The 26519-nt window shown below is 38.3% G+C and carries 27 protein-coding genes; 12 read left to right on the top strand and 15 right to left on the bottom strand.

What is annotated here, in order from left to right; all coding sequences use genetic code 11:
• Nucleotides 1-249 precede the first annotated feature (249 nt).
• Nucleotides 250-1089, top strand: coding sequence for a deoxyribonuclease IV (nfo, locus tag AM305_RS07685; protein WP_005824659.1), 840 nt, complete (start codon nt 250-252; stop codon nt 1087-1089).
• Nucleotides 1090-1201: 112 nt separating this feature from the next.
• A complete protein-coding gene (locus AM305_RS07680; RefSeq protein WP_005824657.1) occupies nt 1202-1789 on the top strand; it encodes an NlpC/P60 family protein in 588 nt (195 codons plus the stop codon).
• Between the two features lie 49 nt (nt 1790-1838).
• On the opposite strand, the gene ruvB is transcribed toward AM305_RS07680, so the two are convergent.
• The 4 genes from ruvB to AM305_RS07660 all read right to left on the bottom strand — a co-directional run bounded on the left by ruvB (nt 1839) and on the right by AM305_RS07660 (nt 5675).
• Nucleotides 1839-2837, bottom strand: a complete 999-nt coding sequence (ruvB, locus tag AM305_RS07675; RefSeq protein ID WP_005824656.1) for a Holliday junction branch migration DNA helicase RuvB — start codon at nt 2835-2837, stop codon at nt 1839-1841.
• Between the two features lie 3 nt (nt 2838-2840).
• The gene (ruvA, locus tag AM305_RS07670) at nt 2841-3443 is read right to left on the bottom strand and encodes a Holliday junction branch migration protein RuvA (protein WP_005824654.1); all 603 of its coding nucleotides are present in this window, start codon (nt 3441-3443) and stop codon (nt 2841-2843) included.
• Nucleotides 3444-3699: 256 nt separating this feature from the next.
• A complete protein-coding gene (paeA, locus tag AM305_RS07665; RefSeq protein ID WP_005824652.1) occupies nt 3700-4998 on the bottom strand; it encodes a polyamine export protein PaeA in 1299 nt (432 codons plus the stop codon).
• A 38-nt stretch (nt 4999-5036) separates the two neighbouring features.
• A complete protein-coding gene (locus tag AM305_RS07660; RefSeq protein ID WP_005824650.1) occupies nt 5037-5675 on the bottom strand; it encodes a TIGR01621 family pseudouridine synthase in 639 nt (212 codons plus the stop codon).
• Nucleotides 5676-5722: 47 nt separating this feature from the next.
• On the opposite strand from AM305_RS07660, the gene AM305_RS07655 reads away from it, so the two are divergent.
• From AM305_RS07655 to AM305_RS07645, 3 genes are all read left to right on the top strand, one after another.
• Entirely contained in the window at nt 5723-6355 is a 633-nt protein-coding gene (locus tag AM305_RS07655) for a histidine phosphatase family protein (RefSeq protein ID WP_005824648.1), read from the top strand.
• A gap of 204 nt (nt 6356-6559) precedes the next feature.
• A complete protein-coding gene (locus AM305_RS12270) occupies nt 6560-7903 on the top strand; it encodes a hypothetical protein (protein ID WP_005824646.1) in 1344 nt (447 codons plus the stop codon).
• A 169-nt stretch (nt 7904-8072) separates the two neighbouring features.
• Complete coding sequence (locus AM305_RS07645) at nt 8073-9509, top strand: surface lipoprotein assembly modifier (protein ID WP_005824644.1); 1437 nt, start codon at nt 8073-8075, stop codon at nt 9507-9509.
• 149 nt (nt 9510-9658) lie between these two features.
• Here AM305_RS07645 and AM305_RS07640 read toward each other — a convergent pair whose 3' ends face one another.
• The 9 genes from AM305_RS07640 to AM305_RS07600 all read right to left on the bottom strand — a co-directional run bounded on the left by AM305_RS07640 (nt 9659) and on the right by AM305_RS07600 (nt 15726).
• Complete coding sequence (locus AM305_RS07640) at nt 9659-10282, bottom strand: LysE family transporter (protein WP_005824642.1); 624 nt, start codon at nt 10280-10282, stop codon at nt 9659-9661.
• A 4-nt stretch (nt 10283-10286) separates the two neighbouring features.
• Complete coding sequence (locus tag AM305_RS07635) at nt 10287-10760, bottom strand: phosphatidylglycerophosphatase A family protein (RefSeq protein ID WP_005824640.1); 474 nt, start codon at nt 10758-10760, stop codon at nt 10287-10289.
• Between the two features lie 8 nt (nt 10761-10768).
• Complete coding sequence (gene thiL, locus AM305_RS07630; RefSeq protein WP_005824638.1) at nt 10769-11728, bottom strand: thiamine-phosphate kinase; 960 nt, start codon at nt 11726-11728, stop codon at nt 10769-10771.
• A gap of 60 nt (nt 11729-11788) precedes the next feature.
• On the bottom strand, nt 11789-12223 hold the full coding sequence (gene nusB / locus AM305_RS07625) for a transcription antitermination factor NusB (RefSeq protein WP_005820144.1): 435 nt from the start codon (nt 12221-12223) through the stop codon (nt 11789-11791).
• A gap of 42 nt (nt 12224-12265) precedes the next feature.
• Nucleotides 12266-13597 carry a type IV pilus secretin PilQ gene (locus tag AM305_RS07620; protein ID WP_005824635.1) on the bottom strand — a complete coding sequence of 444 codons (1332 nt, stop codon included), beginning with the start codon at nt 13595-13597 and terminating at the stop codon, nt 12266-12268.
• 9 nt (nt 13598-13606) lie between these two features.
• A complete protein-coding gene (locus AM305_RS07615) occupies nt 13607-13996 on the bottom strand; it encodes a hypothetical protein (RefSeq protein WP_005824633.1) in 390 nt (129 codons plus the stop codon).
• 17 nt (nt 13997-14013) lie between these two features.
• Complete coding sequence (locus tag AM305_RS07610; protein WP_005824630.1) at nt 14014-14430, bottom strand: hypothetical protein; 417 nt, start codon at nt 14428-14430, stop codon at nt 14014-14016.
• Between the two features lie 94 nt (nt 14431-14524).
• On the bottom strand, nt 14525-15058 hold the full coding sequence (locus tag AM305_RS07605) for a hypothetical protein (RefSeq protein ID WP_005824628.1): 534 nt from the start codon (nt 15056-15058) through the stop codon (nt 14525-14527).
• Complete coding sequence (locus AM305_RS07600; protein WP_005824626.1) at nt 15046-15726, bottom strand: hypothetical protein; 681 nt, start codon at nt 15724-15726, stop codon at nt 15046-15048. Before AM305_RS07600 ends, AM305_RS07605 begins: the two co-directional genes overlap by 13 nt.
• A gap of 124 nt (nt 15727-15850) precedes the next feature.
• Here AM305_RS07600 and AM305_RS07595 point away from each other — a divergent pair, with 124 nt between their 5' ends.
• The 4 genes from AM305_RS07595 to AM305_RS07580 all read left to right on the top strand — a co-directional run bounded on the left by AM305_RS07595 (nt 15851) and on the right by AM305_RS07580 (nt 21204).
• Entirely contained in the window at nt 15851-18451 is a 2601-nt protein-coding gene (locus AM305_RS07595) for a penicillin-binding protein 1A (RefSeq protein WP_005824624.1), read from the top strand.
• A 255-nt stretch (nt 18452-18706) separates the two neighbouring features.
• A complete protein-coding gene (gene aroK / locus AM305_RS07590; protein WP_005824622.1) occupies nt 18707-19228 on the top strand; it encodes a shikimate kinase AroK in 522 nt (173 codons plus the stop codon).
• Nucleotides 19229-19263: 35 nt separating this feature from the next.
• Complete coding sequence (gene aroB, locus AM305_RS07585; RefSeq protein ID WP_005824620.1) at nt 19264-20352, top strand: 3-dehydroquinate synthase; 1089 nt, start codon at nt 19264-19266, stop codon at nt 20350-20352.
• Nucleotides 20353-20355: 3 nt separating this feature from the next.
• Nucleotides 20356-21204 carry a Dam family site-specific DNA-(adenine-N6)-methyltransferase gene (locus AM305_RS07580; RefSeq protein WP_005824618.1) on the top strand — a complete coding sequence of 283 codons (849 nt, stop codon included), beginning with the start codon at nt 20356-20358 and terminating at the stop codon, nt 21202-21204.
• Nucleotides 21205-21215: 11 nt separating this feature from the next.
• On the opposite strand, the gene AM305_RS07575 is transcribed toward AM305_RS07580, so the two are convergent.
• Both AM305_RS07575 and AM305_RS07570 read right to left on the bottom strand, forming a co-directional pair.
• Nucleotides 21216-21440 (bottom strand): sulfurtransferase TusA family protein, encoded by a 225-nt coding sequence (locus tag AM305_RS07575; protein WP_005824616.1) that lies wholly within the window; start codon nt 21438-21440, stop codon nt 21216-21218.
• Between the two features lie 10 nt (nt 21441-21450).
• The gene (locus tag AM305_RS07570) at nt 21451-22488 is read right to left on the bottom strand and encodes a YeeE/YedE family protein (RefSeq protein ID WP_005824614.1); all 1038 of its coding nucleotides are present in this window, start codon (nt 22486-22488) and stop codon (nt 21451-21453) included.
• A gap of 315 nt (nt 22489-22803) precedes the next feature.
• Between AM305_RS07570 and thrS the strand changes: the two genes are divergently transcribed.
• The 3 genes from thrS to AM305_RS07555 all read left to right on the top strand — a co-directional run bounded on the left by thrS (nt 22804) and on the right by AM305_RS07555 (nt 26513).
• Nucleotides 22804-24735 carry a threonine--tRNA ligase gene (thrS, locus tag AM305_RS07565; RefSeq protein WP_005824612.1) on the top strand — a complete coding sequence of 644 codons (1932 nt, stop codon included), beginning with the start codon at nt 22804-22806 and terminating at the stop codon, nt 24733-24735.
• A gap of 176 nt (nt 24736-24911) precedes the next feature.
• Nucleotides 24912-25625, top strand: coding sequence for a polyprenyl diphosphate synthase (uppS, locus tag AM305_RS07560; protein WP_005824610.1), 714 nt, complete (start codon nt 24912-24914; stop codon nt 25623-25625).
• A 12-nt stretch (nt 25626-25637) separates the two neighbouring features.
• Nucleotides 25638-26513 (top strand): phosphatidate cytidylyltransferase, encoded by an 876-nt coding sequence (locus AM305_RS07555; protein WP_005824608.1) that lies wholly within the window; start codon nt 25638-25640, stop codon nt 26511-26513.
• The last annotated feature ends 6 nt before the right edge of the window (nt 26514-26519 follow it).

Genomic DNA, 26519 nt, shown 5'->3' with positions numbered 1-26519 from the left:
GGCGAAAAAACTGCCGTTTAGTTATTCTAAACAAAGTTTTTTTAACGCAGAGTGGGCAAAAAAGAAGCCCGTCCCTTCGGGTTGTGCCTAAAAAAGCCCTCGCCGTCGTTGTAAAACTTGTCAATAGTCCCGCTATTAACGGCGTTTTACGTCTAGCCGAGGGCTTTTTTAGGCGACAACGCAGTTTTTTTTGAAAGATAAACAGACCCTAATTATTTTACACGAACTACAAAAAATAGGGAGAAAGTAATGAAATATATTGGTGCACACGTGAGTGCCTCTGGGGGCGTTGAGAATGCTGTTTTAAGATCGGTCGAGATTGGTGCTAATGCTTTTGCATTATTTACTAAAAATCAGCGCCAATGGAAAGCACCACCACTTAAAGCGGAAAACATCGAAAAATTTAAACGTTTTTGCCAAGTTCATCATTTTCAACCCGAGCATATTCTTCCACATGATAGCTATTTAATTAATTTGGGAAGTCCTGATAAAGAAGGCTTGGAGAAATCAAGAGTGGCTTTTATAGATGAACTGGAGCGTGCTGATCAATTAGGCTTGAAGCTATTAAATTTTCACCCCGGTTCGCATTTGAATTTAATTTCAGAAAGTGATTGCTTGGCTCGCATTGCAGAGTCGATCAACATTGCTGTTGAGAAAGTTCCAAATGTGATAGCCGTCATTGAAAATACGGCGGGGCAAGGTTCAAATTTAGGTTATCGTTTTGAACATTTAGCTGAAATTATTGACCAAGTAGAAGATAAAAATCGAGTGGGCGTTTGCTTAGATACCTGTCATTTATTTTCAGCCGGTTATGATATTTCTTCGTTAGCAAGTTGTGATGAGACATTTCGACAGTTCGATGAAATTGTCGGCTTTCGTTATTTACGAGGAATGCATTTAAATGGCTCGAAAACGCCATTAGGTAGTAGAAAAGATCGTCACGATACATTAAGAGAAGGAACAATCGGCACCGATTTTTGCAAATTTATTATGAAAGATGACCGCTTTGATAACATTCCGTTGATTTTAGAAACAATAAATCCGGAAATTTGGGCTGATGAGATAAATTTTTTAAGGACATTGGCATAAATATAAGTTATACTGCTTGAGATTTTAGGTATAGCCTATCATGTAGATAGGCTATTTAATTGGTTTTTTAATAGGAATAAATACGCTGTAGTTGTTCTGGCGAGACAAAATTATGAAAAAATACATTACTTTAGCTGGGCTTAAGCCATTTTTAATGACTTCTTTATTTACGCTTTTTTCTAGCTATGCTTCAATGGCAAATGCAAGTTTAAGTAGTGTTCCAGCCACGCCTAACCAAATTAGAATCGTTGCAAAAGCGGCAACTCCAGAACAAATTGCGCAACAAACCTCTCGTAAAGAGGTAAAGACTGCTCCGCATAATCAAAATGCTTCATTAGCAAATCAGGCTTCGCAGAAAGTAAATAATATTTATCGAAAATGGGCTGGTACTCGTTATCGTTTAGGTGGTAATGGTGCAGGTGGTATTGATTGTTCTGCATTTGTTCAAAAAACAATGAGTAGCGCTTTTAATGTTCATCTTCCTCGTTCTACTGCTGAACAGCGTCATTCTGGTCGTTCGATTTCAAAATCAGATTTACGCCCCGGGGATTTAGTTTTCTTCCGTAAAAATAATCATGTTGGTGTGTATATTGGTGGTGGCAAGTTTGTTCATGCAAGTTCAAGTCGAGGCGTAACTACAAGCTCTCTTTCTGAAAGTTATTGGGCTAGAAATTACACACAATCACGCCGAGTTTTATAAAGTTATAGAAAATCGCTATGTAATCAATACATAGCGATTTTTCTATGTCTTATCGATGTTTCTTCAAATGCTCATAAGTCCGCTGTGTTGCAATACGCCCTCTTGGGGTACGTTGTAAAAAGCCTTGTTGGATAAGGTAGGGTTCTAGGACATCTTCAATCGTATCCCGTTCTTCACCAATGGCAGCTGCAAGGTTATCCAAGCCGACAGGGCCTCCATCAAAGCGCTCTACAATGGCTTCAAGTAGTTTGATATCCATAAAATCAAAACCTTCCGCATCAACATCTAGCATAGATAATGCCTGTTTTGCAATTTCTGAACTAATAATTCCGTTATTACGTACATCAGCATAATCACGCACTCGGCGTAATAATCGGTTCGCAATTCGAGGAGTTCCTCGTGAGCGGCGAGCAATTTCATGTGCACCACTTTCAGAAAGGTTTAAATTTAGGCAGTTTGCGCTTCGTTGAACAATAGAGGTAAGATCATCTACGCCATAAAATTCTAGGCGTTGCACAATACCGAAACGATCTCTTAGCGGAGATGTTAAAGAGCCTGCACGTGTTGTTGCACCGATCAAAGTAAACGGAGGAAGATCGAGTTTGATAGAGCGTGCCGCAGGGCCTTCGCCTATCATAATATCTAATTGATAATCTTCCATAGCAGGGTAGAGTACTTCTTCTATTGCCGGCGATAATCGGTGAATTTCATCAATAAAAAGGACATCATAAGGCTCAAGGTTCGTCAGCATAGCGGCTAAATCCCCTGCTTTTTCCAACACCGGACCTGATGTTGTGCGAATGTTTACCCCCATTTCATTGGCGACAATGTTAGCCAGAGTGGTTTTGCCGAGCCCCGGTGGACCAAAAATAAGTAAGTGATCAAGAGCTTCATTCCGTAGCTTTGCTGCTTGAATGAAAATTTCCATTTGCTGGCAAACAGAAGGTTGCCCAACATAGTCTGCAAGGAGCTTCGGACGAATGGCTCGATCAATAATTTCTTCTTCACGCTTTGGGGCTGCGCTGATAATTCTATCTGCTTCAATCATATTTTATAGTGCGTTCTTTAACGCTTCTCGAATAAGTTGTTCGCTTGTTGCGCCAACCAGATTTACTTTTTTGATCATTTTTTCTGCATCAGCAGGCTTATATCCCAAGGCAATAAGAGCATCACGGGCTTCATCACTTGGTTCAACAGATGATGCCATGATTGTTTCATGAGGTTGTTCAATAAATAAGTCTGTTTGGGATAAACCTTTAAACTTGCCTTTTAACTCAACTAATAATCGTTCAGCTGTTTTTCGCCCAATACCTGGAATTTTTGTGAGTTTGGCTAATTCTTCATTTTCGACAGCGTTAGCAAATTGAGAAACCGACATCGCAGAAAGGATCGCAAGTGCTAATTTAGGACCAACACCATTTGTTTTAATGAGTTCTCTAAAAAGCGTTCTGTCTTGCTTTTGAGCAAAGCCAAATAGCAGATGTGCATCTTCTCGCACGACTAAATGTGTAAAGATAGTTGTCTCTTCGCCAATCTGAGGCAAATTATAGAAGCTTGTCATCGGCAAAAGTAGCTCATAGCCAACGCCTTGCACATCTAAGAGCATTTCAGGCGGTTGTTTTTCAATAATTTTGCCATGTAATCGACCGATCATGAGATTCCTTAGGTCTATTGTTTAAATATATGATAAAGTTTAACATAAACTGTATAAACAATCATTATTATTTATACAGCGGTAATAGGATTATTTTGGTATTGATATAGTAGCTACACAAGTATTGAATCTCTTTCGTAGGGGCGGGGTTTATCCCCGCCCGAATATCAATAATTGTTTATGGGCGGGGATAAACCCCGCCCCTACGCAAATGTTCTTAAAATTAGCGATTGTAAAATGGCTATATAACACCGAATCATTCAGTTTTAATATCTTTTCTAAATGAAACCATTAGCTGGTCAATTTTGAAGTTTTCCGTATCAATAATTTCAAATTTATATTGATCGTAGAGCACAAAATCTGTTTTTTTCGGAATTTTTCGTAGCATATACATCATAAAGCCCCCAATCGTCTCGTAATTTTCCGGATTTGGGAAAGCTTCGATATCTAAGGCTTTCATTACATCTTCTAAAGGTGTTGCGCCATCAATAAGCCAAGAATCTTCATCGCGGCGAACAATTTGTTCTTCTTCCGTTGAAACTAATTCTCCCATCACAATGCTCATCACATCATTTAAGGTAATAATGCCAACTACCAAAGCATATTCATTGACGATAACAGCAAAATCTTCGCCGGCAGATTTGAATAGTTCAAGTACTTCATAAAGTGAAAGCGTATCAGGAATAAAAAGTGGCTTACGCAATAATCGCTGATCTGTAAGTGAGACACTTTCATTTTTAAGGTATTGGGTCAGCAAATTGTGTGACTCGACATACCCTAAAATTTTATCCAAACCATTATCACAAATGAGTAATTTAGAGTGAGGATCTTCGCCAATGGTTTGAAGCACTTGTTCTTTATTATCGGTGCGATCAAGAAAAATAATGTTTTCACGTGTCGTCATTGTTGAAGTCACACGGCGTTCTTGCATCTCAAATACATTTTCAATGAGATAGTGTTCATGGGTTTTTAGCACTCCAGCTTTTGCCCCAGCATCAACCACGGCAACAATGTCTTCGGTTGTCATATTGTCTTGGCGAACGGTTGAAATACCAAATAGCCGAAACATTATATTGGCAATCAAATCGAAAAACATCACAAGCGGTTTAAAAAGAAAAATGCTAAACGACATGATACCGATAGTACGTACGGCAATCTTTTCCGGATAAGTCATCGCCAATCTTTTTGGCATCAGATCGGCTAATAAAACAAATGAGGAAGTAACGAGAGCAAAGGCTGTCCATGATGCTGCACTATCCACCCATTCGGCTTGCGTATATTGTGAGAAAATCTGGCTAAAATAAGGATTGATCGCACTTTCTCCCACAACCCCACCAAAGATTGCTACCATATTTAAGCCGATTTGTACTACGGTAATAAATCGACCAGGTTGCTCTTGTAATTTCATCACTTTTTCAGCACGCAAATCGCCTTCATTGACCATAGCTTGTAGTTTTAATTTTCTAGCACCGGCTAATGAAATTTCAGCCGCAGAAATAACAGCACTGATAATGATGAGTAATAAGATGATGAGGATTGCTTCAAATAAGCCCATGATAATGTAGATGCTCCTTAATAGATAAACTGCGCTAATTATAGCGTATTTTGGTAAATTTTTTGCCAAATCAGACCGCTTGTGGGCGGAGTTTGAATACAAAAATGGGTATTTTGATACTCAAATTCTAATTGGTAGGCGTGTAAATAAAGGCGATCAGCCTTTTCGCCACCATATAATGAATCGCCTAAAATAGGGCTACCCAAACTCCTCATCGCAACCCGTAATTGGTGCGTTCTCCCCGTGTGCGGATTGAGTGTAAACCACCGAAGTTGGGGAGCAACGGATTGCGAAGTAAATTGAGTTATCGCAGGATTTTCTTTGGTATGGCAGAGTTTCCAAGCACTATTTCGGGATTTTTTCATATCGCCAATAATTTTGCCCTGCTTTTTTTTCGGTTTTGTTGTACTGAGTGCCCAATAGGTTTTTTGAATTTTGTGTTGCTTAAATAAGTGATAAAACTCAACTGCAGCCTCTTTTGTTAAAGCGAGAATCAGCAAACCTGATGTTGCTTTATCAAGACGATGAACAAGCCAGATTTGTGGAACACCGAGTTGTTGTGCAATACGTTCTGTAAGCCCCGAGGCTTCGTTATCTTTGTGTACGCTAACACCTTCAGGTTTATTAATGACAATAAAATCAGGGTGTTGGAAGCAGACTGTAAAATGGGAGGACATTTGCTATAATCTCATAAAATTTTTCGTTATTTTAGCAAGGAAATACAATGGCATTGAACATTTATTTAGTTCGACATGGCAAAACTGTGTGGAACACTGAAGGGCGTTTACAAGGTTCGGGAGATTCCCCGTTGGTTGAAGAAGGAATAGACGGGGCAAAAAAAGCTGGAAAAGCACTCCAAAAAATCCCTTTTGCGGCGGCTTATTCAAGCATGCAAAAACGTGCGCAAGATACCGCAAATTATATTTTGGCGGAAAATCAGCACAGAAACATTCCTCATTTTCATCACAAAGGCTTAAATGAGTTCGATTTTGGTAGCTGGGAAGGTACTAAATCCGTAGATTTATATGAGAATGATGAATACTGGGTTATGAAAAAAACACCGGCAGAGTATAAAGCCGAAACGAATGGGGGAGAAACCTACGAACAACTTTATCAACGAGCCTTAACCGCATTTAACCATATTGCTCAGATACATCAAGATCATGAAAATGTATTAATTGTCGCTCATGGTATGACGCTTACGGTTTTAACGGCAGTGTTAAAAGGCCTACATTGGTCAGAATGTCGAGATGAAACAAAACATAGTTTTGTGATTAACACGGCTATCAATATTGCTCAAGTAGAGAATGGGCAGGTAAGTTTAATTGAATTTAATAACGTGGAACATTTAGCTTAATTGGATTTGTAAGCGGTCATAAAAATTTGACCGCTTGTATTTTTTTGTCTTAATAACCTTACAAAACTGACAGAAATCAAAAAAAATGAGATTTTTTTCGCCAACTACTTGAACTATTTTTTTTTTTTTTACAATAAGATAGTTTTTGCTCAGTAAATGGTAAAAACATGGACACAAATTTACGTTTTTTAGTAGGTGATTTCTATGAAATTTCAAGTTAAGACAACAGCATTAGCAATTTTAGTTTCTTCAGGTGTGGTGGGGTGTAAATCTAACGATACGCCTAACCAAGTTGTTGAACCAACACCGGCAAATCAAGCATCAAAAACAGATGCGGAGAAGAAAGCCGAAGCAGATGCAAAGGCAAAAGCAACCGCTGAAGCGAAAGCTAAAGCAGAAGCAGAGGCTAAAGCAAAAGCTGAGGAAGCAAAACGTTTAGAAGAAGAACGTAAAAAGGCTGAAGCAGAAGCGAAAAAATTAACGGATGCCAAAGCAAAAGCGGAAGCAGAAGCGAAGGCAAAAGCAGCCGCTGAAGCGAAAGCTAAAGCAGAAGCTGCAGAGAAACTTAAACCAGTAAATCTGTTAGATAAAAATGGAGTTGCATGGCGAATTATTAATATTCGTCAAAATGGTCCAAGCAATGATACAACAGAATATCGCTATGGTGGTCGTAATAGCTCGTTGAGCAGTGATTTGTACTACGTAGGAAAACCTGAAAGCTTTTTTGAGCTACTTGGAGTCAATGCAATAACGAATCTTAATTTCAATGAATTAAGTGAGAAAGATGGCAAGCCATTCCTTGGAGTTCATCAAGGGAAAAAAGAAGATCCTGATTTCAGCGGAAAAATTGTAACTAAAGTTAAACGTGATGGCCATCTTATCAAGGTTGCTGAACTAGAGGATGCCAAAGCATTTAATTATCTCTATGTAAATCAACCTTATTCGACTTATGGCGCTCTCTTTACCAACGGACACGATGTGAAATTCTTCTCAGTGGCACAAAGCGCAGGTAAAGCCGGATATTCCCATATTTATCCTGTATGGAGAGAGGAAGTTGTGGAGCGTAACGGGCAATCTGTTAAAACCGGTAAAATTATTTGGAATGATGCGGTAGCCGGAGAGGCAACTTATAAAGGACAAGTAATTGCAAGCGTAATAAAATCGGATATAGAGGGTTATAACAGGACTGGTATCCGTTCTGAACCTGTCCTTGATGGTACGGTAACATTAAAAGCCAAATTTGATAAAGATCCTGAGCGTAACTCTATTGAGGGTGAAATTGATAGTAACCTAATAGGTAAAATCGTTTTAGAGAAAAATCTTGATCAATCGGGGACTTTTCGTCTAGGTAGGGCGACAAATGAAACGATGAACATCAAAGAAGCATCTGGGAGAGGCACGTACGAAGTTAAGTTCTACGGTAAAGATTTAAATGATGCCGTAGGAAAAGTAAATTTAAATAGTGACGACGCATATACTAGATATAAAGAAACTGGCGATGTAATTCAATACGACGCCGTCTTCGGTGCAACCAAACAACCTAAATAATTTTACTATTTAGTAAATCAAAAGCCACTACGCCACAGGTGTGGTGGCTTTGTTTATTTTCCATCTTGTAGGGGCACACTGCGTGTGTCCGTGTTGATTTCAAACATTAATTTTGTATGACGGACACACGCAGTGTGTCCCTACAAAAATGATTACGGTAATTAGAAAAATGAAAAAATCTGCCCAAATCTTACCGCTTGTGTTGTTCAGTTTGCCAATTTTGGCAAATCCAGCCGATAACACTGAGCAAAAACTGCAAAATGTGGCTAAACCGCAAGCCCCACAAAAATCATTACCTGATGCAACAAATCATACCGCAAGCAAAGTGGTGGATATTACTGAAGCGGAGTTATTACAAAATTACTCTCTCACACAACATTTGCTTTCTGAGGCAATTTACACTCGACAAGCGGGCTTTTTAAGCCAAATTCTTGCAATTTATCAGAAATTTCTACAGCGAGATTTAATTTTAGAAAAATTTGCTCAAGCAAAATTATATGGTTTAAATGAGCAGTATTCGCCTGCCATTGCCCTTTATCGTGAAATTCTCGCTGAAAAGCCGGATTTAAATGCGGTACGGGTTGAGTTGGCGATTTTACTCTTTCGAACTAAACAGAATAATGCTGCGCTAGACCAATTTAACAAAGCCAAAAGTGTTGAAAACCTCCCGGCACCGGTAGCCGATTTAATTGATGCCTATACCGGCGCAATCAATAAGCAAGATGAGTGGCAGTTTGGCGCGTCTGTTTATTATGTAAATACACACAACGTCAATAACACCTCCGATGCGACAGAAATTGAAAATACCGGCTATGTTAAAGGTGAAGGAATGAAGCCTCGTTCAGCTAAAGGATTTGGCTTTAATGCAGATATTTCACGAGATTTTAACTTATTTAGTAGCCATTATTTAAGTTTTGAAAATAATGCTTACGGTAAAATTTATTGGAATAGCCACGAAGATGATGATATAAGCAATCGTACTTTATTAGGGTATAGTTATAAAACGGTTGATGGTCAATTCCGTTTACTGCCATTTTTTGAAAAACGTTCGGTAGGTAATCAGTCGTATCGCCGTACAAGGGGGGCGCGAGCCGAATGGAATTATTGGTTTAACCCAAATTGGCAAATCTCAACAGCGCTTGAGTATGGTAAACAGAATAATTATGACAGCACAGCTCAAGACGGCTCAACCAAATTAGCCTCAGCGACCTTGCTTTGGTTGCGCAACCCTCAGCAATTCTTCTATTTGGGAAGCGACTTTAATCGTGAAGATGTAAAAGTGAAACAATATGGCTCAGACACCAAAAGCGTACGTTTAGGCTGGGGACAAGAATGGAATTTATGGGGCTTATCCACCCGCTTGAACCTGTCATTTATGAAACGGGATTATAAAGATATTGCTAAATTAGGTGGTTTTTTATCGCTCGGCAAGGTAAGGGAAGATAAGGTTTACTCTTCAAGTTTAACCTTATGGAAACGGGATTGGCATTTATGGAATATTACACCTAAATTACAATTTAGTTGGAAAAAATATGACAGCAACCTACCAACACTCTATTCCTACACGGACAAAAACATAAATTTGTTGTTTGAAACGAGGTTTTAATTCAGCATTATGGGCGGGGTAAACTCCGCCCTACATAATACCGCAATCATTTTATTAAAATTGACTTTATGTAACTGCAATATAATGCCGAAAATTCACGCTTTATGTTATATATTTTTTCACTTGCGGGATTATATGCATTTTTAATTTTAGAGAAAGTAACTTATTCCGTCATAAATTAATTTTGAGCCAAAAACGATAAAAATTACACCGGCTATATTATCAATATAACGGCTATACTTTGTATAAAATAGCCTTATGGGTTTGCGAGAAAATAAAAAAGCCACCAAACAGAAATAAATAAATGTTGAAATCACAAATAAAAATAAAAGTTCAAAGAGTTGAACGGTCTCTGTGAAATGACCTAAAAATGCAGAAATAACACTTGTAAAATAAACACCGGCTTTTGCATTAAAAATATTGATCATCAGACCTTTTCTGATTTCAGTGAAAGGCTGAAGTGCAATAAGGTTTTGTCTATTTTCATTAAATTGAGCATTTTGCGTGCTCTTTATCATTTTTAAACCGATATAAACCAAATAGCTTCCACCCAAGAGCATAATAGTATATTGAATCATCTCACCCGCACTATGCTTTAGCCATGCCAACCCAAATATCGCAAATGCTGCCCAAAAGATAATACCGAGAGAAATCCCTGTTGCTGCAAGAAATCCTGCCTTATTTGAATGGCTGGCAGATTGTTTTACTACGTAGAAGAAATCAGGTCCAGGACTTGCTAGTCCGACTAAATGAATAAAAAGAATTGTTAGCATATGATTAAATAATAAAGTGAATAAGATGTAATGAAATTAATGCAAAAATTGCCGCAATAATATCGTCAAGCATAATACCTAACCCACTTTCAAATTTTTCATCAAAATAACGAATAGGGTAAGGTTTTAAAATATCAAATAGGCGAAAAACAATAAATGTTAAAATATAATAAAGGGCATTATATTCGGGCAAAAAAGCAAACATAAGGAAAATGGCAACAATTTCATCCCAAACAATACGCCCATCATCATGGACTTGCAGATCATCAGCGGTTTTCTGACAAATATAACAACCTGAGATAAAAGAAATCAATGTCAGCACAAGGAAGAAAAATGGGCTATGAGTCATTTCCCATAATCGTATAGCGATTAAAAGGCCGGCAAGCGTGCCCCAAGTACCTGGTGCCGGTTTGAGTAAACCGGAACCAAATCCAACAGCAAGAAAATGAATAGGGTTTTTTAAGTTGGGTTTTATCATAATAAATCCTATTTAAAGTGATCAAATCCACCTTGTTGAGGTAAAGAGACGATTTGGTGATTTTTATACAAAATAAGACCGCTTGTTGATGGCGTTATTTTCCCGATACAGGTAACTTTAATGCCCTGAGAACGTAAGGTTTGCTCCATTTTTGCACGGTTATCGTCATTCACTGTAAAGCAAAGTTCGTAATCTTCGCCACCGGTTAGAGCAAATTGTTCTGCTTGATTTTCATAGACTGAAAGCAAGTGTTGAGAAAGCGGCAGGTCTTCAAGATAAAGTTCAGCACCAACTTGGCTTTTCTTTAAAATATGCCCTAAATCGGCAAGTAGCCCATCGGAAATGTCTATTGCACAGCAAGAAAAAGCATTTAACGCCAGTCCTAGCTCAACACGAGGTGTTGGGCGAAGATGTCTTTGTACTAAATAGCGGTGAGATTCGGTAGATAAATTACTATTTTTTAATAAGAGATCTAAACCAGCAGCGCTATCGCCTAATGTGCCTGAAACAAAAATCCAATCGTCCATTTGAGCTTTGTGACGAAAGAGCCCTGTTCCTTTTGGCAATATGCCTTGCGCAGTAAGTGTGAGTGAGAGATGACCTTGTGTCGTATCGCCACCAATTAAATCAACATGGTATCGATTTAAAATAGCAAATAAACTTTGGCTAAATTCAGTCAACCAATTATGTTGGATCTTAGGTAAAGTTAGTGCAAGTGAAATCCATGCCGGAGATGCTCCCATTGCGGCAAGATCACTTAAATTTACCGCAACGCTTTTATAGGCAAGATCAGATGCAGAGATATTTGGCAAAAAGTGAGTGCCACATACAAGTGTATCCGTAGTTATTGCGAGAGTATCATTTGCCCCGATTTGGGTAACGGCACAATCATCACCAATAGAGAGAGAGACATCCGCACGTTGTGAAGGGTTGCTAAAATACTGTTGGATAAGATCAAATTCGCCCATCGTTATCTCTTTTCAATAAAAAAAGCGAGCTTTTGCCCGCTCTTTGTTACATAGAATAGATTATTTACGACCTAAAGAAGGTGCTAGTTTATCTAAGACGCCATTGATATATTTGTGGCTATCGTCAGAACCAAATGCTTTAGCCACTTCGATGGCTTCGTTGATAATGACCTTGTAAGGGGTATCTTGTTCAAAATGGAGCTCAAAAGCAGCCATACGTAAAATACTACGTTCAATTAAATCCACATTTTCCGGATTACGATCTAAAAACGGTTGTAATGAGCGATCAATTTCATCAATACTTGCAACGGTGCCACGAAAAATGCGCGTAAAGAGTGCTTTATCAATTTTACCTTCTGTATCAGGATCTTCTGCTGCAAAAGTATCAGTATGAAATACCAGTTCAATTTCTTCTACGCTGTTTTGTGAAATAGCCCAAGAGTATAAGGCTTGTACCGCACATTCTCTAGCACGGCGGCGAGGAGTTAGTTTCATATAACCTCTATAAAATAAGTAATAAAAATCCTTTATATTCTATCATAGTTTCTTGCTATTTTGTTTGGATTTCTGAGGTTGCGCATTTATATCATTTGCTTGAATAATATAAGGTGTAACAAAAATAACCAATTCTCGCTTACTAATTTGATCTTTCTGATAACTAAAGAGATGTTTCAAAAAGGGAATTGAGCCTAATACAGGGACACGATCACTATCTTTTGTTTTTAAATGTTGGAAAATCCCTCCTAAGACAATGGTTTCACCATGTTTGGCAAAAACTTGCGTATTTAACTCTTGTTTATCAATAGAGACGGCAGCATTGTCTGAAGTAGAGCTTACAACAGACTGTCCTTGTGAATTTTGCGTTACGACTAAATCCATCAAAATTTGGTTATCTTTAGAGATATGTGGTGTAACTTGTAACCCAAGCACTGCTTCTTTAAATTCCACATCATAAGTTTCAGATTTACGATCATAAATGGCGTAAGGGATCTCAGTACCTTGTTTGATGCTGGCTAATTTTTTATTGGTCGTAAGCAATCGAGGACTTGCAATAATTTCAACGCTGTTCTCTTGTTCCAGCGCTGAGAGCTCAAGATCAAGCACTTTGGAATTGATTGAAGCAACTTGTAATACTGCAGAGGCTCCGCCACTTACAGGAAAATTGACATTAAGATTTTTGGTTGAATCTACGCCATTTCCTTCAAGTGTTCCACCCAATCGGCTATGGGAAGCATTTGGCGATAACATGCCCCAGCGAACGCCAAGTTCATGTAAATTTTCGCTACTGATGGTCACAATTCTCGCCTCAATCGCAATTTGTTCGGTAGGTTTATCTAACTCTTTGATAAGAGATATCATATTTTTTATAGAAGAGGGATTATCTTTGATAATTAAGCTATTACTCCGTTCATCAAAGTGAATATACCCCGCATCAGATAAAACGGATCCATTACCTTTGGTAAGGGAATCAATGACTTCTGATGCTTTAGCATATTGCAGTTTTATCGTTTTTGTTACGATGATAGGTTTTTTTTCAGCAACGATTTCAGCTGTTTTTAAAGGCAATTGAGGGATATCTACACGATTTTTTTCCTCTTTCTTTTCACTCACGTAGTAAATGTTGCCTTCTTTACTTAAATCAAGTTTATTGATTTTTGTGATACTTTTTAAAATGGTTTCAAGCGGACTGTTTTCTAAGCGTAATGTGGTAAAACTATCTACATCTTGATTCAGCACAATATTTGTTTCGGATTCGCCTGCAAGATAAGTAAGAATTTGTGGTGTAGGCGCATTTTTTAAAATTAATGAATATTGGTTCGCAAAAAGTGAAAAAGGAATAAAAAATAAGAAATAAAGCCATTTTTTCATTTGATTATCCTAAAATTTTAATGTGATTTCATAGGGAGATTGACAATTTTCTGTCAGCGCCCAATTTATGTATTTAATGTTCTTTAGTGTGATTTCAGTAAATTGAATAAGTGATTCTTTAAGAAAATCATTTACCGCAAAATCAAAAATTTGATTATTCTTATCGATAAATAAGGATTTTATATTACCGTCTTTCTTGATGATGCCAATGAGTTTTAAATCTTCAAATTCAACGGGAAGATTTAATTCATTTCTTTTTTCGGGTAAGGGGCATGTTGTAAAATTCTGTAATGATTTTGTTGGTTTCTCTTCTTTGCTTGCCTTTTCTCCCTCCCCATAAAATGGATCGGCGAATAAAAGATTTGGTATAAAAAGAATAAAATAAAGTAACTTTTTCATTTGTGTTTTCCTTGTTATTATTCAATGAGCTGTAACGTTGCATTAAGCTGAATTAAATGAGCTCTATTTAATTTCGTTAAGGTAAGCTCTTTAAATCGTAGCATTTTAAATCCAGTAAGATCATGAATGATTGTAAAAATAGTTTTGGATTGATGATTAATCGTAATCGTGATCGATCTATTATTTTCCAAACTCCATTGAATATTCTCAACTTCTGCATGATAGCGATAAAAAAGTTGTTCAAGGCTTTGACTGATTTGAGATAATGTTTTGTCTTTTTCATTTTGTGCTTTTTGTTTACTCATTAAATTTGCAAATAATGTTTGTTTTTTTACCGCTTCTTGTTCAATATTTTGATATTCTTCTTCAAATTTTTGATAAGTGTGTTGATGTCGAATAATTTGTGATGTTGGATAAGCGGTTGTTAATGACACAAGTAATATAATTATTTTCCTTAAGTGTATATTTAAATAATCAATAAACTTAAATAAAGTAGAGTGAGGCTTTAAATAAAAAGCTTGAATATATTTATTTATCATGATTTTTCTGTGTGATAATTAAGCTAAATTCTGTTTTTGATTTTTCATTCGTTTGTAGATTTTCTACTTTAATTGAAAAACCTTTTTCTTCTAAAAAATCTTCTAATTTAGAGAGCTCTTGCTGTTTTTCATACTTGCCTATTATTTTTATTTTTGTGCCATTTTCATCGTAAAAACGGATATCTGAAATTCCACCGGATTTAATAGGCACTTGTTGAATTAAATAATTAAATTTTGTGATGAGCTGAGCATCTAGTAAGGTACTTAAATCTAGAGTATGAGTATATTTAGACTGCTCTATCTTCTGTTCCAACTGACTTAACATGCGCTTTTTTTGTTGAATTTGATCAACAAGTAACTGCTGTTTTGCGGTAGCATTTTGTTGATAAATCAAGGTAACACTAAAAATGAACAAGCTTAAAAAAACGGTAAGCAGTAATTTAATGACGGCATTTGTATGAATTTCTCCCCATTTTTCTTGATGAAAAGCAGTAAGATTTATCCCTTTTTCTAACTGTGCCATAGTGCCGCTCCCAAAGCTAAAACATAAATTTCGGGATGGATTACCTCTGAAGGTAAGCACAAATTCTCAAGAGAGATGGCATCTTCAGGAATCTCGGGGCAAAGAAGTAATTCGTTTTCTTTAAATGTAAATGCTTTATTTTGGTAAACATAATTGAACATTTTTGGGGGTTGCTGTTCATTATTAAGTAGCGAATGAATTCCTCTTTGCCAGCAATGAAGTTCGCAGTCTAAAACGGTCTGCTTATTGATGATAAGCGGATCGGCAAATGCTTTACGTAAAGCGTAAATGGATACTCGCTTGACGTTTTGATTCGGTATTTCTGTCGTAGTAAAGTCAAAATACATTTCTTCAAGAGGGATTGGGAGTTCTTGCTTTATCATTTGTAATACTTGCTTATGTTGCGCTGTTTGAGAATGTGTATTTGCTGTTACATAATGTTTTCGCCAAATATATTGATAGGGAATAGGGCGAATCAAATGACTTAAGACGCTTGATTGAAAATGTTGCTTAATGAGCACCTCTAAATCAATCGGCTTTTTTTGCCAGATAACATGCTCTTGTCCATCTTGAAAATGGACTAAACAGTAGTATTCATTGTTCTCGGCGATACCTACTTTGAGGAGGATTGAGGATTTCTTATTTGAAAGTAATGTAAAGAACGACATATAATTCCCTGATTTATCAGTTTATTAGCGATTTAAAATGTTTTTTCATTTATACTTAGCACCATTTCATGAGCTATATTAGTAGTTCTTATTTATTTGTCATTTACCAAAAGAGATTTTTTCGATGAAGATCGCAAAAATAATTTTAAGTACTTTACTTACTTTATTGATTATTGGCGGTATTGCTGCGGCTGTGATTTATACACATATTCGAGCAAGCTTACCTGATGTTTCAACGCTTAAAAGCGTGGAACTTCAGCAACCTATGCAAATTTTTACTGCAGATGGAAAATTAATTGGAGAGGTGGGGGAAGAGAGACGTATTCCTGTCAAATTATCAGAAATTCCTCAGACGTTAATTGATGCTATTCTTGCGACAGAGGATGTAAGATTCTATGAGCATAAAGGTGTTGATCCTAAGGGGATTATGCGAGCACTGTACCGCTCTAGCCAAGGCGATACACAAGGGGCTAGCACCATTACGCAGCAGTTAGCTCGTAATTTTTTCTTAACTCCAGAACGAAATATTGAACGTAAAATTAAAGAAGCCATTTTAGCTTTAGAGATCGAAAAAGTATTAACTAAAGATGAAATTTTAGAACTTTATCTTAATAAAATTTATTTAGGGTATCGCTCTCACGGTGTTGCTGCAGCAGCAAAAACTTATTTCAATAAGACGTTAGACCAACTAACTCTTGGTGAGATCGCCATTATAGCCGGATTACCTAAAGCTCCTTCAACAATGAACCCTGTTTATTCAGTTAAACGTGCGGAGAATAGACGTAATGTGGTGCTAGGGCGTATGCTTGAGGTGGGTAAAATCACTAAAGAACAATATGAAGCGGCTAAAAAAGAGATTGTGGAATCAAAACTTTATGGTGCTGCTTTAGAATTTAAAGCAGATTATGTGACAGAAATGATCCGTCAAGAGATGGTTAAGCGTTTTGGCGAAGAGGTCGCTTACAATAAAGGTTTCCGAGTTTATGCCACGGTTCTTTCTACGGATCAAAAAGCGGCACAAGATGCATTGCGTGATAACCTAATTCAATATGATCGCAGACATGGTTGGAGAGGTGCGGCAAAACTCTGGAGTGGTAAGGCGTGGGATGATGAAAAAATTATTGATCATTTAAGTAAATTACCTAATTCAGAGCCATTTACTGCGGCTGTGGTAATGTCGAATAATAAGAATAGCTATACGCTTATGCTACCGAATGGCGATAAGGTTGATATGAAAAAATCAAATGCGTCATTTGGGCGTTTGATTAAATTAAATGCTGGAGAACAAATTTGGGTACGCCAAGCTAAAAAAGGTGGCGAATGGCATTTAGGGCAAATACCAGCCGTGAATTCAGCATTAGTATCTCTAAATAGTGATAATGGTGCTATTGAGGCTATTGTAGGCGGCTTTAGCTTTGAGCAAAGTAGCTTTAACAGAGCAACACAATCCTTGGTTCAAGTTGGTTCTTCAATTAAGCCATTTATTTATATGGCAGCGATGAATAAGGGGTTGAGTTTATCGAGTACGATTAGCGATAGCCCTATTACAATTACTAAACGAGGGCAAAAGCCTTGGACACCTAAAAATGCAGATGGACGTTATGAAGGTCCTCTTCGTCTGCGTGTGGCTTTAGGCAAATCTAAAAATATGGTTGCTATTCGTACATTACAAATGGCAGGGGTGGATTATGTTGCCGAATATTTAGAGCGTTTTGGTTTTAACCGCAATCAATTTGTTGCAACAGAAGCGCTCGCTTTAGGTGCAGCATCATTTACACCATTAGAAATGGCTCGTGCTTATGCGGTATTTGATAATGGTGGTTTTTTAATTGAGCCTTATATTATTGAGCGAATTGAAGATAGCCAAGGTAATGAGTTATTCAAGGCAAACCCTGCTGTTGCTTGTATTATGTGTAATGACGTCCCAGTTAAATATCCGGAACCGGAATATTTTGATGGGATAAAAATTCATAATGAAGAGCAGTTATTTCAATCTTTAAAAGAGAATGAGATTGTATCTACAGGAGAGGTGCCAGAGGAATCAGAGGACAATGAGGAACCCGTTATTGCCCCTAAAGTAAAGGATAATCTACCAAGCCTGATGGCAGCGTCCACTCAAAATACATCAGGAACAATATATGCACCACGAGTAATTAGTGGAGAGTTAGCTTTTTTAATGCGAAGTGCGTTAAATAGTGCTATTTATGGCGAACCTGGACAGGGATGGCGAGGAACAAGTAATGCTTTAGCGAGTACTTTTAAGCGCAAGGATATTGGTGGAAAAACCGGGACAACAAATAATGCTAAGGTAACTTGGTATGCTGGGTTTGGTGCTAATATTGTTACAACAGTTTATGTTGGTTTTGATGATAATAAGCACAATTTAGGGCGTGGAGAAGCAGGAGCGAAAACCGCGATGCCAGCATGGGCAAGCTATATGAAAGTTGCATTAGCAGACAAAAAAGAACGTAATATTCCATTACCTCCGAATTTAATTGAAGTAAAAGTGGATGCAACAAGTGGCTTTTTAGGTAACGCGGTTTCTGAATATTTTGTCAAAGGGACTGAACCTACGAAAAAATATATTGTAGAAAAAGCTTATGATCTTCTAGATAAGGCTAACCCAGGACAAATGGGGGCGCCTAAAGATGCTGGTGGTGGTGTACGTTTAGGATTGCCTCCAAAGGGGGTATTAGCATCGCCTTCTGGTGGAGAATTATTCTAAGCTATTTGATAATACATAATTTTTAGGGATAATTTTCCCCTAAAGGTTGAAATTAGGTGCGATTTCTTGAGATAATTGCGCCTAATTATTTTTAGGCGATTTGTGGTGTTTTTTAATCAAGTTGAGTCGAGAAGTTAAATGATGATTTTTCGCGATTTTTTTCATAAAACAGACCGCTTGTAATTTAGATAATACAAGCGGTCGTTTTTCTTTCCACAAATCAAAGGTAAACAACTCTTTTTTAATGAGAAGACAATGGCAGAAAAACGCAATATTTTCTTAGTAGGTCCAATGGGGGCTGGTAAAAGCACAATCGGTCGCCAATTAGCTCAAATGCTCGGAATGGAATTTTTTGATTCAGATTCGGTTATTGAAGAGCGAGCAGGTGCAGATATTGATTGGATCTTTGATGTTGAAGGCGAAGCAGGTTTTCGTAAACGTGAAGAGCGTATTATCAATGAATTAACTCAAGGGCAAGGTGTTGTTTTATCAACAGGGGGGGGGGCGGTTTTATCTAAAGATAATCGTAATATGCTTTCAGCACGTGGTATTGTTATTTATCTTGAAACAACCATTGATAAACAGTTTGAACGTACACAACGTGATAAAAAACGCCCTTTATTACAAACGGAAGATCCAAGAAAAACATTGGAAGAATTAGCAAAAATTCGTAACCCGTTATATGAAGAAATTGCGGATATTACGCTACAAACTGATGATCAAGCAGCGAAAGTTGTAGCAACAAATATTATTGATATGATTGATAACTTACAGTAAATCATAGCATTTTTTAATAAAATAAGGTGGCAAGTATGTTACAAGTAAATGTTGAGTTAAAAGAACGTCGTTATCCGATTACGATCGCAGCAGGTTTATTAACTAAGCCTGAAAGTTATGCGCCATTAAAGGCTGGCGATAAAGTGATGATTGTATCGAACCCGACTGTTGCTCAACATTATCTTGCTACCGTTGAAAACACGCTAAAACAGTTAGGATGCTCGGTTGATTCAGTGTTAATTCCCGATGGCGAGAAATATAAAACACTCGAATCATTAAATATGATTTTTACGGCATTGCTTGAGAAAAATCATAATCGAGACACTACGCTTATTGCGCTTGGTGGCGGTGTGATTGGTGATGTTGCTGGTTATGCAGCAGCTTCTTACCAGCGCGGTATTCGTTTTATTCAAATTCCAACCACATTACTTTCTCAAGTTGATTCTTCTGTGGGAGGCAAAACCGCAGTCAATCATCCGTTAGGGAAAAATATGATTGGCGCATTCTATCAACCGATTTCTGTGATCATTGATACAAATACCCTTCATACCCTCGCAAAACGAGAAGTGAGTGCCGGTTTGGCGGAAGTGATTAAGTATGGAGCGATTTTCGATCTGCCATTCTTTGAATGGTTGGAAGAAAATATTGATCATTTGGTCGCTTTAGAACAAAGTGCTTTAGAGTATTGTATTCAACGTTGTTGCCAGCTAAAAGCGGATGTCGTGGCAAGAGATGAAACCGAAAAAGGCGATCGTGCCTTATTAAATTTAGGGCATACTTTCGGACACGCAATTGAAGCGCATATGGGGTATGGAAACTGGCTACACGGTGAAGCCGTTTCAGTGGGAATGCTAGAAGCAGCTGAATTATCTCGTATTTTGGGCGATTTAACTGAACAAGATGTTGCTCGTTTAGAAAAATTATTGGCAAGAGCTGTGCTTCCAACTATTTCGCCTGATAATATGGAACCGCAACAATACTTACCTTATATGTGGCGAGATAAAAAGGTATTAGGTGGTCAGCTTCGTCTGATTTTACTTAAATCTCTTGGTAACGCTTATGTAACGGCACAAGCAACTGAAGAACAGGTTGTCGCAGCGATTGAAAAGTTTACGCAAAGATAAAAAATGAGCGAAAAACAACGTGCTTTTCTTAAATGGGCTGGCGGTAAATACCGCTTAGCTCAAGATATTCGTAAGAACTTGCCCCCAAGCATTCCGCAGGGGGCTTGTTTCGTTGAGCCGTTTGTTGGTGCGGGTTCTGTGTTTTTAAATACCGATTTTGACCGCTATTTATTGGCGGACATCAACCCCGATCTCATTAACTTATTTAATGCAGTAAAAAATGATGTAGAGCACTATATTCAGCAAACACAAGCGCTTTTTCTCGCATCTAATGCTAATAGTAAAACCTTTTATCTTGCTCGCCGAGCTGAATTTAATGCTTCTGAAGATCCTTTTCAGCGTTCAGTTCTGTTCCTCTATTTAAATCGTTTTGGTTTTAATGGCTTATGTCGCTATAACAAAAAACGGGGCTATAACGTCCCCTTTGGACGTTATAAAACACACTATTTCCCTGAAAAAGAGCTACGTTTCTTTGCCCAAAAAGCCCAAAAAGCAGAATTTATTTGTGCGGATTTTGAACAGGTGTTTGCGTATTTAAGAGAAAAAAACGACAATTATATCGTCTATTGCGATCCGCCTTATGCCCCATTACAGCAAGATACGAACTTTACCCAATATGCTGGTGGTGGTTTTAGTTTAGAGCAGCAAATTCGTTTAGCCGAATTGGCAAAGCAGGCTGCGTTTAATCATATTCCAGTGTTAATTTCTAACCATGATACCGAATTTACTCGCCAAATCTATCAAGGTGCAACATTAACCAAAATACGTGTACAGCGCTCTATTGGGCAAAAGGCTGAATCTCGAGGGAAAGTTGCTGAATTACTTGCTTTATTTACGAAAAATGGGGAATAGCTCCCCATTTTTTAGGCTTTTTGAATCACAATTTCCCAAGCTGCATCATCTACCTGTGCAAAATGGGTAACTGGATAACCATTTTCAGCAGCCCAACGGGGTAAGTTTTCGGTGGCTTCAGCACAGGTAAATTGAATCAACAATTCATCACCAACCGCCAATTCAACGATTTTCTTTTTGGCTTCCATTAATGGAAAGGGGCATAAATGTCCATTCGTATCAAGTATATAACGCATAATGTTCTCCTTAATTGATTTGTTTTGTTGGTCGAACGTAAACGAAATAACACATAATCCATACGCCAACCATAATGAAAAAGAGCGATATCCAACCTTTAGCACTCATCACGGCAGTTGCCGTTAAGCCATTACCGATAGTACAACCACCCGCAAGGGAAGCACCGACACCCATCAATAGGCCGCCGACTACGCTATTACGGAAGGTTTTGAGATCAGGCATTCTCCACTTAAATTCACGGCTGCCTTTTGCGGCAATATAAGATCCAAGCATAATCCCTAATACAAGAAAAACACCCCAGTTAATCCGTTTCATTTCGCCTGTGGTTAAAAACATCACAATGTTCGCGGAAGGGCCTGTGATACCTAAACCTGCCGTTTTGCCGTCTAAACCATTGACAGCCCAGGCGGCAAAAGCGAGTAATCCAACCAAAATGCCTGCGATAAATGGATGTAATTTTTTCTCAAAAAGATAATGGCGAAGACCGGTATAACGAGCAGGTAGTGTCGCAATTTTAATCGTTGGTTTGCTTAAGATTTTATATACGCCAAAAACCGTTACCGCAATTAGCAATGCCACTAGCCACCAAACAGAAATCCCTAATGTTGCAGCAAGATTTTCATTCATCTTGCCATATTGCCCCATTGCTTTGGTAAAATCGCTTAATGCACCGAATCGCATTGCCGCCGCACTGATCATATACATAATCAATGCCACCCAACTGCTGATTAGACCTTCCCCAGCGTGATACCAGGTTCCTGTTGCACAACCACTGGCAAGGATGATACTAATACCAAACAGAATTGAGCCAATTACAATGGAAAACAGCGAGAAATCTTTATAAGGCGAACCGATATAACCCAGTTCCATCAACGTTAAAACACCGATGCTTTGTACCGAAATGGCGATTAATAAGGCATAAAACATTCGATGATTTTTAGCAAGATACATATCTCGAAAACCGCCGGTTAAGCAGAAACGAGAGCGTTGAAAGACAAAGCCAAGTAATCCGCCGATTAGCAAGGCTGAGAGAAATGACCAAAACATAACTAAACCTTAGTATAATGTAATGTGAAAGGAGCTTATATTTTAAGCAAACCATTCCTTCTGTCAAAATGCAAAATGTGATTTTGTGATGTGGCTCACAAAATAATTTGAAATACTGAAAATGGCATTTTTTTGTGTTAAAATACGCTCGCTTTTTCGTCCGCCCGTTTGTGAGGGCGAGTAAAGCAACTTGCAAAAAAATTTGAAAAACTGACCGCTTGCAAGCGGTTTTTTGTTTTGAAAAATTTACAAATTTTATTTAAATAAACCAACAAGTAACCTTTCGTATGGGTTACCACTGTATAAGGATTAACAATGCCAATTATTACTTTACCTGATGGCTCACAACGCCAATTCGACAATCCCGTTTCTGTAATGGAAGTCGCTCAAAGTATCGGTGCAGGTCTTGCGAAAGCAACAATCGCAGGGCGTGTAAACGGCGAACGCCGTGATGCATCTGACATTATCAGCGAAGATGCTACCCTTGAAATTATTACCGCAAAAGATGAAGACGGTTTAGAGATTATCCGTCACTCAACGGCACACTTATTGGGGCACGCAATCAAACAACTTTTCCCGAACGTGAAAATGGCGATTGGTCCGACAATCGACAACGGTTTCTATTATGACATTGATTTAGACCGCTCTTTAACCCAAGAAGATATTGATGCGTTAGAAAAACGTATGTTAGAGCTGGCAAAAACCAATTACGATGTGGTAAAAAAACGTGTGAGCTGGCAGGAAGCAAGAGATACTTTTGAAAGCCGTGGCGAACCGTACAAAATGGCGATTTTGGACGAAAACATCAGTAAAGATGACAGTCCGGCTCTTTATCATCACGAAGAATATATTGATATGTGCCGTGGTCCGCACGTGCCGAATATGCGTTTCTGCCATCACTTCAAATTACAAAAAGTAGCGGGCGCATACTGGCGTGGCGACAGTAAAAATAAAATGTTGCAACGTATTTACGGTACGGCGTGGGCAGATAAAAAACAACTTGCCGACTATTTACAACGCTTAGAAGAAGCGGCAAAACGTGACCACCGTAAAATCGGTAAAGCATTAGATTTATACCATATGCAAGAAGAGGCACCAGGTATGGTGTTCTGGCACAATGATGGCTGGACGATTTTCCGTGAGCTTGAAACCTTCGTGCGTACCAAATTAAAAGAATACGATTACCAAGAAGTAAAAGGTCCGTTTATGATGGACAGAGTGCTTTGGGAACGTACAGGTCACTGGCAAAACTATGCGGATTTAATGTTCACCACCCAATCAGAAAACCGTGAGTATGCCATTAAACCAATGAACTGCCCGGGGCACGTTCAGATTTTCAATCAAGGTTTAAAATCTTACCGTGATTTACCAATTCGTATGGCTGAATTTGGTTCTTGCCACCGTAACGAGCCATCGGGTTCACTGCACGGTTTAATGCGTGTGCGTGGCTTTACTCAAGACGATGCGCATATTTTCTGTACAGAAGAGCAAATCGAGAGTGAAGTAACCAGTTGTATCAAAATGGTTTACGACATTTACAGCACCTTCGGTTTTGAAAACATTGCAGTAAAACTTTCAACACGTCCGGAAAACCGTATTGGTGACGATGCAATGTGGGATCGTGCCGAAGAAGGTCTTGCAAACGCATTACGCAATAACGGCTTGGAATATGAAATTCAAGAAGGTGAAGGCGCATTCTATGGTCCAAAAATTGAGTTCGCCTTACGTGACTGTTTAGATCGTGAATGGCAATGTGGTACGGTGCAATTAGACTTTGCTTTACCGGGTCGCTTAGATGCTTCTTATGTGGCTGAAGACAATGGTCGCCGTACGCCTGTGATGATCCACCGTGCGATTTTAGGTTCAATTGAGCGTTTCATCGGGATTATTACCGAAGAATACGCAGGTTTCTTCCCAGCGTGGTTAGCACCGGTTCAGGCAGTAGTTATGAACATTACCGACAGTCAAGCGGAATACGTACAAAAAGTCGTGAAACAACTTTCTGACGCTGGCTTGCGTGTGAAAGCGGATTTACGCAACGAAAAAGTGGGCTTTAAAGTGCGTGAACACACCTTACGCCGTGTACCTTATATGCTTGTTTGCGGTGATAAAGAAATCGCTGAAGGCAAAGTCTCTGTGCGTACCCGTAAAGGTGCAGACTTAGGCACTTACAAAGTAGAAGAGTTTGTCGAAATCTTAAAATCACAAGTACGTGGACGTGAGTTGAAGTTACTTGGCGAAGAATAGTTTTTGGCAAACTATCATTGAAAAAACACCGCTTGTAAAGGCGGTGTTTTTTTATCTGTAAAATAGGGGATTTTCTTTAATATGTTTAGTTAGCTGCTGGTTTAACTAGGCGAGAAGGCGATCCTATGCTATAGTTACCGCCATTTGTATATGATTTAATTTAAAGCGAGATTTTTGTGAACTTTGATCCTCAAAATATGCCTAAACACGTTGCAATTATTATGGACGGTAACGGTCGTTGGGCAAAACAGCAAGGGAAGTTACGTATCTTTGGCCATCAAAATGGCGTAAAAGCGGTGCGTTCTGCGGTAAGTTTTGCAGCAAAATATGGTATTAAAGTTTTAACACTCTACGCTTTCAGTAGCGAAAATTGGAGCCGCCCTGAAGCTGAAGTTTCTGCTCTGATGACGTTATTCATGAAGGCTTTGGACTCTGAAGTTAAGAAATTACACAAAAATAATATTCGTTTGAAAATTATTGGCGATAAATCGGGGTTTAGTGAGGTATTACAAAAACGTATTGCTGAAGCCGAGCAACTAACCGCAACCAATACAGGGCTGATTCTAAATATAGCAGCAAATTACGGAAGCTATTGGGATATTACCCAAGCGGCTCAAAAAATGGCAGTAAAAGTGAAGTTGGGAGAAATATCGGTATCGGATATCACTCCTACACTTTTCCAAAATGAGTTGGTTACAGAAGAGCAACCTCAAGTTGATTTGCTTATTCGAACAAGCGGTGAGCAAAGGATCAGTAATTTTTTATTATGGCAGATTGCTTATGCTGAACTCTTTTTTACCCCTGTACTTTGGCCGGATTTTAATGATCAAGTTTTTAGTGAAGCAATTATGGCTTATCAACAACGCGAGCGCCGTTTTGGTGGCTGTTAAGAGGAAAAATCAATGTTAAAAGAACGTGTATTATCTGCCATTGTGATGGTTTTAGCTGTCTTAGGCGCTATATTTGGGCTTTCCCCTTTACCTTTTACTCTTTTTCTAGCTGCATTAGTTGTGATTGGAATGTGGGAATGGGCACAATTTATTGGTTTTAAAACACCAATGGCAAGAGCAGTGGTGGCTTCTGTTACAGCAAGTTTGTTCTTGTTATTGATTGTGGCAAATACAGATTACATTATGGCGGCTCGTTTTTTAACAGATACGAGTGCGATTACTCTGTTTGTTTCTTGTGCATGGTGGCTTCTAGCTTTGGGCTTGGTTGTAACTTATCCTAAATCGGCTGCAATTTGGGAAAAATCAGTTGTTGCCAAATGCTTATTTGGTTTATGTACTTTAGTGCCTTTTTTTGTGGGGATGCTAGCGCTTCGTTTCCACAATTATAGCGTGGATCATTTTCAAGGCACGTACTTATTGCTTTATGTTTGTTTATTAGTTTGGGGAGCCGATTCCGGTGCTTACTTCTTCGGGCGTGCATTCGGTAAACGAAAACTTGCGCCTAAAGTTTCTCCAGGGAAATCGTGGGAAGGTGCATTAGGTGGACTATTAACATCAGGTATTATTGCGTTTGTTTTCTTAAAGCTTGCACCCCAAAATGTGTTTGGTCAAGAATTGGCAACAGTTCCTTTTATTCTATTATCGGTGGCTACGGTGGCGATTTCTGTGCTGGGCGATTTGGCAGAAAGTATGTTTAAACGTCAAGCTGGGATTAAAGATAGTAGTAATTTAATTCCGGGGCATGGTGGTGTTTTAGACCGCATTGATAGTTTAACGGCGGCAATTCCATTCTTTGCAACGTTTTTCTTTTTTGTTTTATTGAAGTAATTTTGT

The organism is Actinobacillus minor NM305, from assembly GCF_000175195.1.
Classification (GTDB): Bacteria; Pseudomonadota; Gammaproteobacteria; order Enterobacterales; family Pasteurellaceae; genus Haemophilus_A; species Haemophilus_A minor.
Note: the sequence above shows the minus strand (reverse complement) of the source record. Positions and strands in the feature narration are given on the sequence as shown.

Bases quoted from the DNA above. Each gene is read 5' to 3' on its own strand.
- AM305_RS12270 (WP_005824646.1), top strand. From the start codon at position 6,560: ATGAAATTTCAAGTTAAGACAACAGCATTAGCAATTTTAGTTTCTTCA.
- aroB (WP_005824620.1), top strand. From the start codon at position 19,264: ATGTTACAAGTAAATGTTGAGTTAAAAGAACGTCGTTATCCGATTACG.
- paeA (WP_005824652.1), bottom strand. From the start codon at position 4,998: ATGGGCTTATTTGAAGCAATCCTCATCATCTTATTACTCATCATTATC.
- AM305_RS07615 (WP_005824633.1), bottom strand. From the start codon at position 13,996: ATGAAAAAGTTACTTTATTTTATTCTTTTTATACCAAATCTTTTATTC.
- AM305_RS07600 (WP_005824626.1), bottom strand. From the start codon at position 15,726: ATGTCGTTCTTTACATTACTTTCAAATAAGAAATCCTCAATCCTCCTC.
- AM305_RS07645 (WP_005824644.1), top strand. From the start codon at position 8,073: ATGAAAAAATCTGCCCAAATCTTACCGCTTGTGTTGTTCAGTTTGCCA.
- AM305_RS07570 (WP_005824614.1), bottom strand. From the start codon at position 22,488: ATGTTTTGGTCATTTCTCTCAGCCTTGCTAATCGGCGGATTACTTGGC.
- AM305_RS07655 (WP_005824648.1), top strand. From the start codon at position 5,723: ATGGCATTGAACATTTATTTAGTTCGACATGGCAAAACTGTGTGGAAC.
- AM305_RS07580 (WP_005824618.1), top strand. From the start codon at position 20,356: ATGAGCGAAAAACAACGTGCTTTTCTTAAATGGGCTGGCGGTAAATAC.
- AM305_RS07620 (WP_005824635.1), bottom strand. From the start codon at position 13,597: ATGAAAAAATGGCTTTATTTCTTATTTTTTATTCCTTTTTCACTTTTT.
- AM305_RS07555 (WP_005824608.1), top strand. From the start codon at position 25,638: ATGTTAAAAGAACGTGTATTATCTGCCATTGTGATGGTTTTAGCTGTC.
- AM305_RS07680 (WP_005824657.1), top strand. From the start codon at position 1,202: ATGAAAAAATACATTACTTTAGCTGGGCTTAAGCCATTTTTAATGACT.
- AM305_RS07575 (WP_005824616.1), bottom strand. From the start codon at position 21,440: ATGCGTTATATACTTGATACGAATGGACATTTATGCCCCTTTCCATTA.
- AM305_RS07635 (WP_005824640.1), bottom strand. From the start codon at position 10,760: ATGATAAAACCCAACTTAAAAAACCCTATTCATTTTCTTGCTGTTGGA.
- ruvA (WP_005824654.1), bottom strand. From the start codon at position 3,443: ATGATCGGTCGATTACATGGCAAAATTATTGAAAAACAACCGCCTGAA.
- nusB (WP_005820144.1), bottom strand. From the start codon at position 12,223: ATGAAACTAACTCCTCGCCGCCGTGCTAGAGAATGTGCGGTACAAGCC.
- aroK (WP_005824622.1), top strand. From the start codon at position 18,707: ATGGCAGAAAAACGCAATATTTTCTTAGTAGGTCCAATGGGGGCTGGT.
- AM305_RS07660 (WP_005824650.1), bottom strand. From the start codon at position 5,675: ATGTCCTCCCATTTTACAGTCTGCTTCCAACACCCTGATTTTATTGTC.
- nfo (WP_005824659.1), top strand. From the start codon at position 250: ATGAAATATATTGGTGCACACGTGAGTGCCTCTGGGGGCGTTGAGAAT.
- ruvB (WP_005824656.1), bottom strand. From the start codon at position 2,837: ATGATTGAAGCAGATAGAATTATCAGCGCAGCCCCAAAGCGTGAAGAA.
- thrS (WP_005824612.1), top strand. From the start codon at position 22,804: ATGCCAATTATTACTTTACCTGATGGCTCACAACGCCAATTCGACAAT.
- AM305_RS07595 (WP_005824624.1), top strand. From the start codon at position 15,851: ATGAAGATCGCAAAAATAATTTTAAGTACTTTACTTACTTTATTGATT.
- AM305_RS07605 (WP_005824628.1), bottom strand. From the start codon at position 15,058: ATGGCACAGTTAGAAAAAGGGATAAATCTTACTGCTTTTCATCAAGAA.
- AM305_RS07640 (WP_005824642.1), bottom strand. From the start codon at position 10,282: ATGCTAACAATTCTTTTTATTCATTTAGTCGGACTAGCAAGTCCTGGA.
- thiL (WP_005824638.1), bottom strand. From the start codon at position 11,728: ATGGGCGAATTTGATCTTATCCAACAGTATTTTAGCAACCCTTCACAA.